Origin of the sequence: Longimicrobium sp., assembly GCF_036280135.1 — a bacterium.
GTDB lineage: Bacteria > Gemmatimonadota > Gemmatimonadetes > Longimicrobiales > Longimicrobiaceae > Longimicrobium.
Map to the genome: position 1 here is coordinate 1 of NZ_DASURI010000577.1, position 8,467 is coordinate 8,467.

The following is an 8,467-nucleotide window of genomic DNA, read 5'->3' on the forward strand; positions in this document are numbered from 1 at the left end:
GGCGGACCTGGGCTCCAACGAGTCCGTGGAGCACTTTCCCGTGGGCCGCAGCCTGGCGTTCGATGCCGAGCGGGGGCGGCTGTGGGCCGTGTGCCCGCGGTGCGCGCGGTGGAACCTGGCGCCCATCGAGGAGCGCTGGGAGGCCATCGAGGACGCGGAGCGACTGTTCCGCGACACGCGGCTGCACGTCCACAGCGCCAACGTGGGGATGGCCCGGCGCCCCGAGGGCACGCGCCTCATCCGCGTGGGCCAGGCGCTGCCGGGCGAGCTGGCGTCGTGGCGCTACGGCGAGCACCTGGCCCGCCGTACCCGCCGCTACGTGATGGCGGGCACGGTCACGGCCGCCGTCACCGCCGCGTCGTTCCTGGGCGTGGCGGGGCTGGCCGGCGTGGGCGCGGCGTGGCTGGGCCACCGCTTCGTGCGCCCATTCGTCCGCGGGTACCGCGACGCAGAGGTGCTGTACACGCATCGCCCGCCCGGCGCGGCGCCGGACGCGCGGCAGCACGTGCGGCGCTCGCACCTGCGCTGGGCGCGCCTGCAGCCGGGCGAGGACGGCGGGGTGGACGTGTACCTGCCGCTGGTGCAGGTGGAGGTGCCCGTGGCCGGGCCGGGCGTGCTGCGGGCCATCGCCGCGCACCCGCTGGTGATTCCCGGCGACACCGCGCGGATGATGCTGGGGCGCGGCATGGTGTCCGTGAACACGCGCGGCGCGCGGCCGCGGGAGCTGGAATGGGCGCTGCGGGTGCTGGACCAGGCGGGATCGGCGGAAGGATACCTGCGGGCGGCGGCACGGCGTCAGCAGTGGCTGTACGGCGGCACGGCGCTGGACCGCAACCCCGCCGATCCCAATCCCATCGCGTCTCTGGCCCTGGAGATCGCGCTGCACGAGGAGACGGAGCGCCGCGCCATGGAGGGCGAGCTGGCCGCGCTGGAGGAGATGTGGCGGCAGGCGGAGGCGATCGCGTCCATCGCCGACCGCCTCCCCGACGACGTCCCCGCCTCCGCCCCGCCGCGGATCGCGTGAACCGACTCCGCGCTCAACCTCGATCGTCATCCTGAGTCATGCGGCGCTGCCGCGCATCCTGCGGGATAAAAGCGCCGTTCAACCTCCCCCAGGGGTTATTGGGGGAGGTGGGCGAGCTCCGCGAGCCCGGAGGGGGCGCCCGCGCGAGGCCTGCCACACGCCCAGGGTCCACTCTCCAACTGTCATCCTGAGGGACCCTCGCGGAACCCGGACGGCACTGGATGCGTACGGCCCCGAAGGATCTTGCGTCCCGTCCTCGGCGCGTGCGATCCCGGCGGATAGCGGCCCGCGGCGTCCATGCCGGTGAGGAGAGGCCGAGGATGGGAGAGAAGATCCTTCGTCGCCGCCATGGATCGCGACCGATCAGGATCTCGCGGCGGCTCCCCAGGATGACGCGTGTCGCCGGGGGTACGAAGGTGCCTGCGCGACACGGACGAACGGCGGCTCGCGGCGTCCACGGCCGGAAGGAGAGGCCGAGGACGGGCGAGAAGATCCTTCGTCGCCGCCATGGATCACGACCGGTGAAGGATCGCGCGGCGGCTCCTCAGGAAATCAAGCAGAGTCGAGCAACGAACCGGGATTCAGATGTACCGCAACTGCATCTTCTGCTCGGCGGCGCTGGGTGCCAACGACGTGCTGGAGCACTTTCCCGTGGGGCGCAGCGTTGCGTTCGACGGGGCAAAGGGCCGGCTGTGGGCCGTGTGCCCGCGGTGCGCGCGGTGGAACCTCTCGCCCATCGAGGAGCGGTGGGAGACCATCGAAGACGCCGAGCGCCTGTTTCGCGACAGCCGCATCCGCGCGCAGAGCGAGAACATCGGCCTGGCGCGGCTCAAGGACGGCACGCGCCTCATCCGCGTGGGCAGGGCCCAGCCGGGCGAGCTGGTCGTCTGGCGCTACGGGCACGGCCTCATCCGCCGGCGCCAGCGCCTGGTGACGGCGGTGGGCGCCGCGGCGCTCGTGGGCGGCGGCGGAATGCTGATGGGGCTGGGCATCGGCCTGGGGCTGTTCGGCATCGCGGCGCTGGCGGGGGGCGGATACGTGGCGTCCAGCTTCCTGGAGGACTTTCGCGACACCGTGCGCGACGAGCACGTCGTCCATCGCCTGCACGGCGCGGAATCGCCCCTGGGACGCACGATGACGGTGCGGTCCCGGCACCTGGTGGGCGCGCGGCTGGTGCAGCGCGAGCCGGGTGAGGTGGGCGTCATGCTTCCCGCCCTCACCACCGGCGCCCGGCCGCTCGTCATCGGCGGGCTGCCGGGGCGCCGGCTGCTGTCGCGGGCCATGGTGCACGTGAACGCGCACGGCGCAAAACGCGACTGGCTGCACAACGCCGTGAACCAGATCGCGGCACGGGGCACGGCCGAGGAGTACCTGCACCACGCCGCGCAACACGGAAAGCTGCTGCTTCCGTTCGGCGACCGGAGCATCAACCCGGCGGACCGGCTGGCCCTGGAGATTGCCGTGCACGAGGAGACCGAGCGCGGCGCGCTGGCGGGCGAGCTGGCCGCCCTGGAGGAGATGTGGCGGCAGGCCGAGGAGATCGCCCGCCTGGCCGACGCCCTGCCCGACGAGGTTCCGGACCCGTGAGCCGCGGTTGCCTCTGCCCCTGTCCGCGCCTATGATGTGGACACACTGGATGAGGGCGGAACGGGCGGGATTCGGCAAACGCAACGAATTGTGCTATATTATGTTCCGCAGGGTGTTCCCTCCAGAGGACAATCCGCCCGAAAGCACGTGCTCTCGACCGCCGCGCCGGCCCGCTGCCGCGCGGCCATGGCCGGTTTGATCCCTGTGGTGAATGCTCGACCTCTTGACGAAAGAGGGCCGTACGGGCGTACGACCGGGAACGGGATGACGAGCGAAGACCTGGCCGTGTTCGCCGCGGCGGAGCAGGCGGCGGCGGAGGGACGGCCGGTGGTGCTGGCCACCATCGTGCGCTGCAAGGGCAGCACGCCGCGGGGCATCGGCAGCAAGATGCTGGTGGACCCCGAGCGCGGCCTTACGGGCACGGTGGGCGGCGGGTGCGGCGAGGCGGAGGTCATCGAGGCCGCGCGCGACGTGATCGCCTCGGGCCGGCCGCGGCTGCTGCGCATCGACCTCACGGAAGACCTGTTCTCGTGGAGCCCCGCCGTGTGCGGGGGCGTCTTCGACGTGTTCCTGGAGCCGGTGGCGCCCAGCGCCGCGTGACGCGAACGGGCCCGGCGCAGTCAGTCATCCGTTTCCGTCCTCCGGCCACGCCGCTGGAAACAGGTGTGTGGGCGGCGGCGGCCCGGGGTGTGCAGGTAAACCGTGCGTGAAGGCCCCCGGCGTCTGGTGACGGCGGGGACCGGATGCGTACGGAACGATTCCCGACTTCCGTGCCGGAGCACGACGACGGCGGGCCGTCCCCCCGGCTTGCCGGGCGCCATTTCACCACGCGCGACCCAGGCTTCCGGCACCCGAGCGTTTCCTGACCGACCGGCTGTTTTTCCCGGACAAACCACTCGCATTCACCCGATGACGGGCCCAGGACCGTTCGCGCCGCGCGCGTACGGCCCCCGGACCGCTTCGCACGCACGACCCAAGCAAACCGCAAGGAAGGACGCATGACCGCACTTCAGCAGCCGCTGGCGCCCGAGCAGCGGACCCTCATCCGCGACGAGCTCCTGCGCAGCCTGACCAAGCTGGAGCGCAGCATGGCCGCCAACGGCGCCGCCGCGCGCCCGCGCGACCTGGAGCAGGACACCGTGGGCCGGCTGTCGCGCATCGAGGCGCTGCAGAGCCAGGGCCTCACGGCCACGCTGGCCGCGCGCGAAAAGGTGCAGCTGGAGCAGATCGTGGCCGCGCTGCGCCGCCTGGAAGAGGGCAGCTACGGCATCTGCAACGGCTGTGGCGCCGCCATCCCCGTGGAGCGCCTGATGATCTTCCCCGAGACGCTCGCCTGCTCCACCTGCGCCTGTTCCTAGGGAATAGGTGATAGGGAATAGGGAATAGCCTGCAACGGCGCACCGCATCGGCCGCCGTTGCAGTTGCTTTGCATCCCCTGAAAACCGGCTGACGAGAATGTGACGACGGACGGGCACCTGCCCCTCCCGCCGTCGCAGTTGTCCGCTATTCCCTATTCCCTGTTCCCTATTCCCTACCCCGTTCGATCCGTTTCGCCGGTCCGGTGTATGCAGGCAGTTCCGCCCCCAGTCCCGGCGGAACGACATGGACCCGGACCCGGCAATGCTCAAGCGCGTCATCTCCCTGTGGGTGTGGATCAGCGGAACCGTCATCGGCTTCCTCTGGGTACCCTGGCTGGCTCTCGTCTACTCCGTCACCGCGCCGCGCGACCCCGGCCGCTACACGGTGGGCCGCTGGTTTCGCCGCGCGGCCGTGCTGGTGACCAAGCTCAACCCGCTGTGGCGGTTTCGCACCACGGGCGTGCGCATCCACGACCCGCGCCGGCCGTACATCGCCGTGGCCAACCACGAGAGCTTCGCCGACATCTTCCTGCTCTCGCACCTGCCCTGGGAGATGAAGTGGCTCAGCAAGGAAGCCATCTTCAAGATCCCGTTCATGGGGTGGATGATGCGCATGGCCGGCGACGTGGCTGTGCGCCGCGGCGATGCCGGCAGCCGCGCCCAAGCACTGGCCGACTGCCGCGACCGGCTGGAGAAGGGCGTGTCGGTGATGATCATGCCCGAGGGCACCCGCAGCGCCGACGGCAGCGTACAGAAGTTCCACGACGGCGCGTTTCGCCTCGCGGTCGAGACCGGGTGTCCCATCCTGCCCATCGCCGTGGCGGGGACGCGGGCGTGCCTGGCCAAGGGCTCGTGGATCATCGGCCGCGCCAACGCCATCGCGCGCGTGCTGCCGCCCGTGGAAACGGCCGGCCTCACGCTGGACGACGTCCCCGCCCTGCGCGACCGCGTTCGCCAGATGATCGCCGACGCCCGCGCCGGCCTCATCCGCGAGCTGCAGCCGGCGTAAGGAACGCAAACGAGCGGCGAATGGATTGACTTCCGGAGCTGACGCGTTATTGTAGCTGGCAGGAGTCTGACTCCTGCGCCCGCATTAACTTGGCAAAACGCCCGAAGGGCCTGCGAACGGCAACTGCCGTGCAGGCCCTTTTTGTTTTCTACTCCGGACGTTCGCCGAATTTGGAATCCCGGCGCCAAGACAGGCACTTCTTTCTACGTCCTGTAGGCGGGTTTGGTGGGACTACTTTGCCAGACGATGCAGGACACAAAGCGAGAACGCGATTAAGCTCTCAACCACACCTATCACTGGGAGCAACGATGGACAGTGAACTGGCGGTTTTGCTGGCGAGAACTTCCGGGGTAGTAGGCGCTGTCATTGCCGGCCTGGGATTCCTCTTTCGCAGGGGCGGAAAGGTCGTGCTCGCGATCGAGTTCGGGGATAAGCGGAAGGACAGGCGGCGGAAGAGAGGATGATCCGCCCGTCGGCGGCGCACTTGATGGATGTGCAGCGGGGGCATAGCTTTCCGTCCATCGTCCCACGCCCGCCGTCCGGCTTCTCCCATGCCCGTCAACACGCTCGGCTGGAACCGCGTTCGCTACACGCTGCTGGCGCCGCTGTACGACCGCGTGGCCGGCTTTCGCCCGCAGCGGCGGCGCTCGCTGGAGGTGTTGGCGCCGCAGACGGGCGAGCACGTGCTGATCGACGGATGCGGCACGGGGGCGGACCTGGCGTTCATCCCCGACGGCGTGGCGGTCACGGCCACGGACCTCACCCCCGCCATGGTGCAGCGCACCCGCCACCGCGCCCTGCTCCTGGGCCGCACCGTGGACGCGCGGGTGATGGACGCCCAGGCGCTGGAATTCGCGGACGCGACGTTCGACGCCGTGGTGCTGCACCTGATCCTGGCCGTCGTCCCCGATCCCGTGGCCGCCATCCGCGAGGCGGCGCGCGTGCTGAAGCCCGGCGGACGCGCCGCTGTCTTCGACAAGTGGGTGCCGGACGACGCCGATCCCTCCGCCGCGCGGCGCGCCGCCAACCTGGTGGCCCGCGTGGTTGCGACGGAGATCACCCGCAAGCTGGGCCCCCTGGCGGATGCCGCCGGCCTGCGCGTGGAGCACCGCGAGACAATCGGCCGGGGCGGATTCTTTTCCATCGCCCTGCTGCGCAAGCCGGCCTGAGCACGGGCCGGCTTCCCCGCATCCGCCGAAGCCGCCCGCCGCACGAACATCCGCATCGGCCTGAATCCGGTGCGGCGGATGATGACGAACGACCGCGCCGAGCCACCCCGCGCCCGGCGCGCCCCTGCATTCCCCCCGCTGTCGCATGACCGACCTCTTCCCGCCCAGGCCGACCCTTCCGCCGCAGCCCACGCCTCCGCTGGGGACGAGCGAGGCGCCGCAGCCGCAGCCGCGACGGCGCTGGTGGCAGCGGGCCGTGGTCAACAGCCGCAAGACGCCCGACCGCCCGTGCCTGAACTGCGGCGACGAGACGGTGGGCCACTTTTGCCCGCAGTGCGGCCAGCGCAAGGCGGACGTGCGCGTGTCGCTGCGCCGGATGCTGATGGAGGTGATGGAAGACCAGCTTTCCGTCAACTCCGCCTTGCCGCGCACGCTGTGGGCGCTCGTCTTTCGCCCGGGGCACCTGACGCGCGAGTACGTGCAGGGCCGCATCGTGCGGTACATCCCGCCGTTTCGGCTGTACCTGGTGAGCTCGCTGCTGTTCTTCGTGGTGCTGCCGTTCATCGCCGACCCGGGCGAGCTGCAGCGCGAGGTGGAGGAGGGCATCCGCGCCGATTCCGTGCGCGAGGCCACCGCCGGCCCCGGCGCCGTGCGCGATTCATCGATCCGCGCGGGCGGGCGCAACGTGGGCGTGCGCGTGCAGCGGGGCGACAACAACAACATCGACCTGAACATGGGGGTCAAGGACACCCTCAAGGTGCCCGGGCCCCTGCGTCCCCTGAACCGGCGGCTGCTGGCGGGCGAAAAGCGGCTCAACAGCCTGCCGCCGGGCGAGGCCATCCGCACGCTCACGGAGACGTTCGAGGAAAACGCGCCCACGGGGGTGTTCTTCATGATGCCCCTGTTCGCGTTCATCCTCAAGTTGCTGTACTCGCGGCGAAAGCGCTTCTACGTGGAGCACTTCGTGTTCGCGCTGCACGTGCACGCGTTCGCGTTCCTCATGTTCACGCTGATGATGGTGCTGCGCGCGGGCTGGCTCAACGCGGCGATGGGCGCGTGGTTCGTGATCGCGCTGTACATCGCCATGAAGCGGGTGTACGGACAGGGATGGTTCCGCACGCTGCTCAAGTTCGTGATCCTGGGATGGGCGTACCTGTTCATCCTGATGGTGGGCGTGATGGTCACCAGCGTGCTGACGGTGCTGAGCGTGTAGGCCGGGCGGCGGAACTTCGGCGCGACATTCGGATGGCTCGCGCCGATCGCGGCCCGCCCCTCTCCCGGCCTCTCCCCGCTCGTTCCTCGCGGAGAGAGGAGACCTCATCCGTGGGCTCCAGGTTTCCTGCTGGATGGGGGTAGTCTGCCTCGCCCGCGGAGGGCCCCCTGCCCCCGCCTCGCGGGGAGGGGGAGAACCCAGCCCCAGCACGGCCCCGCCTCCGCGCGCAGAACTCGCCTCGCGACAAACCCCTCCCCCGAAGTTGGGGGAGGGGTCGACCGTCGTTGCGAGGAACGAGCAAAAAGGCGGTCGGGGGAGAGGGCCCCCCGTCGCGCAGCGACGGGACTCCTGCCGATCTCGATCCTCTCCCCCGCGTCGATCCGTCGTCCTCCATCACGATCCTGCATCCGCCGATCCGTCGATCCGCCGAAGTCGCCGGGTTCACCGCCTCCCCTCAAAACACCACGCGGTACAGCAGCGACAGATTGCGGCCGGGCCCCGGCGCGAAGTCCTTGATGCGGCTCGTGGCCTCGCGGTGCAGCTCGTTCGTAAGGTTCTCCGCGCGCAGGGTGATGGAGTGCAGCGACCCCGCCCACGGCACGCGCACGCCCGCGGACAGGCGCACCGTGGAATGCGCGGGCGTGGGCAGCTCGCCGGCGGCGCCCACGCGGTCCTGGCGCATCTCGTGGTGCAGGTCCGCGCCCAGCATCCACCGCCCGTCGTCCCAGCGCAGGGTGCCGCCCAGCCGCGGCGGCGGCATGTACGACAGCGGCGTGCCGTCCGCGTGGCGCGCGTGCAGCCAGTCGCCCATCACGCCCACCACCAGCGCGCGCGTGGCGGCCACCTCCATCGACCCCTCCACGCCACGCAGCACCGCCGTGCTCTGCGCGTACTCCAGCACGGGCAGCCGCACGCCGTACAGCATCGTGTCTCCCCGCGCGGCCAGGTACACGTAGTCCGACACGCGGTTGCGGTACGCGGCCAGCTGCCCCGTCCACCGCGGCGTCTGCACGCGCAGCAGCCCCTCGACCGAGAACCCGTGCTCGGCACGGAGCGCGGGGTTCCCCAGCTCCACCGCGCCCGTGCCCGCGTGCGCCGCGGCGGAGA

At 70.8% G+C, this 8,467-nt stretch carries 8 protein-coding genes; 7 read left to right on the top strand and 1 reads right to left on the bottom strand.

The window, feature by feature from the left end:
* The 7 genes from VFZ20_RS18530 to VFZ20_RS18560 form a co-directional block, all read left to right on the top strand.
* Window positions 1-1,024: hypothetical protein (locus VFZ20_RS18530; RefSeq protein WP_329685414.1), on the top strand; the 1,024-nt coding region annotated here is incomplete at its 5' end.
* A gap of 585 nt (window positions 1,025-1,609) precedes the next feature.
* Window positions 1,610-2,611, top strand: coding sequence for a hypothetical protein (locus VFZ20_RS18535; protein WP_329685415.1), 1,002 nt, complete (start codon window positions 1,610-1,612; stop codon window positions 2,609-2,611).
* 264 nt (window positions 2,612-2,875) lie between these two features.
* Window positions 2,876-3,211, top strand: coding sequence for an XdhC family protein (locus tag VFZ20_RS18540; protein WP_329685416.1), 336 nt, complete (start codon window positions 2,876-2,878; stop codon window positions 3,209-3,211).
* 398 nt (window positions 3,212-3,609) lie between these two features.
* Entirely contained in the window at window positions 3,610-3,969 is a 360-nt protein-coding gene (locus VFZ20_RS18545; protein WP_329685417.1) for a TraR/DksA family transcriptional regulator, read from the top strand.
* A gap of 262 nt (window positions 3,970-4,231) precedes the next feature.
* On the top strand, window positions 4,232-4,978 hold the full coding sequence (locus tag VFZ20_RS18550; RefSeq protein WP_329685418.1) for a lysophospholipid acyltransferase family protein: 747 nt from the start codon (window positions 4,232-4,234) through the stop codon (window positions 4,976-4,978).
* Window positions 4,979-5,529: 551 nt separating this feature from the next.
* Window positions 5,530-6,147 carry a class I SAM-dependent methyltransferase gene (locus VFZ20_RS18555; protein ID WP_329685419.1) on the top strand — a complete coding sequence of 206 codons (618 nt, stop codon included), beginning with the start codon at window positions 5,530-5,532 and terminating at the stop codon, window positions 6,145-6,147.
* A gap of 145 nt (window positions 6,148-6,292) precedes the next feature.
* Window positions 6,293-7,360 (top strand): DUF3667 domain-containing protein, encoded by a 1,068-nt coding sequence (locus VFZ20_RS18560; protein WP_329685420.1) that lies wholly within the window; start codon window positions 6,293-6,295, stop codon window positions 7,358-7,360.
* Window positions 7,361-7,814: 454 nt separating this feature from the next.
* On the opposite strand, the gene VFZ20_RS18565 is transcribed toward VFZ20_RS18560, so the two are convergent.
* Window positions 7,815-8,467: TonB-dependent receptor (locus VFZ20_RS18565; protein WP_329685421.1), on the bottom strand; the 653-nt coding region annotated here is incomplete at its 5' end.

Bases quoted from the DNA above. Each gene is read 5' to 3' on its own strand.
- VFZ20_RS18545 (WP_329685417.1), top strand. From the start codon at position 3,610: ATGACCGCACTTCAGCAGCCGCTGGCGCCCGAGCAGCGGACCCTCATC.
- VFZ20_RS18535 (WP_329685415.1), top strand. From the start codon at position 1,610: ATGTACCGCAACTGCATCTTCTGCTCGGCGGCGCTGGGTGCCAACGAC.
- VFZ20_RS18550 (WP_329685418.1), top strand. From the start codon at position 4,232: ATGCTCAAGCGCGTCATCTCCCTGTGGGTGTGGATCAGCGGAACCGTC.
- VFZ20_RS18540 (WP_329685416.1), top strand. From the start codon at position 2,876: ATGACGAGCGAAGACCTGGCCGTGTTCGCCGCGGCGGAGCAGGCGGCG.
- VFZ20_RS18560 (WP_329685420.1), top strand. From the start codon at position 6,293: ATGACCGACCTCTTCCCGCCCAGGCCGACCCTTCCGCCGCAGCCCACG.
- VFZ20_RS18555 (WP_329685419.1), top strand. From the start codon at position 5,530: ATGCCCGTCAACACGCTCGGCTGGAACCGCGTTCGCTACACGCTGCTG.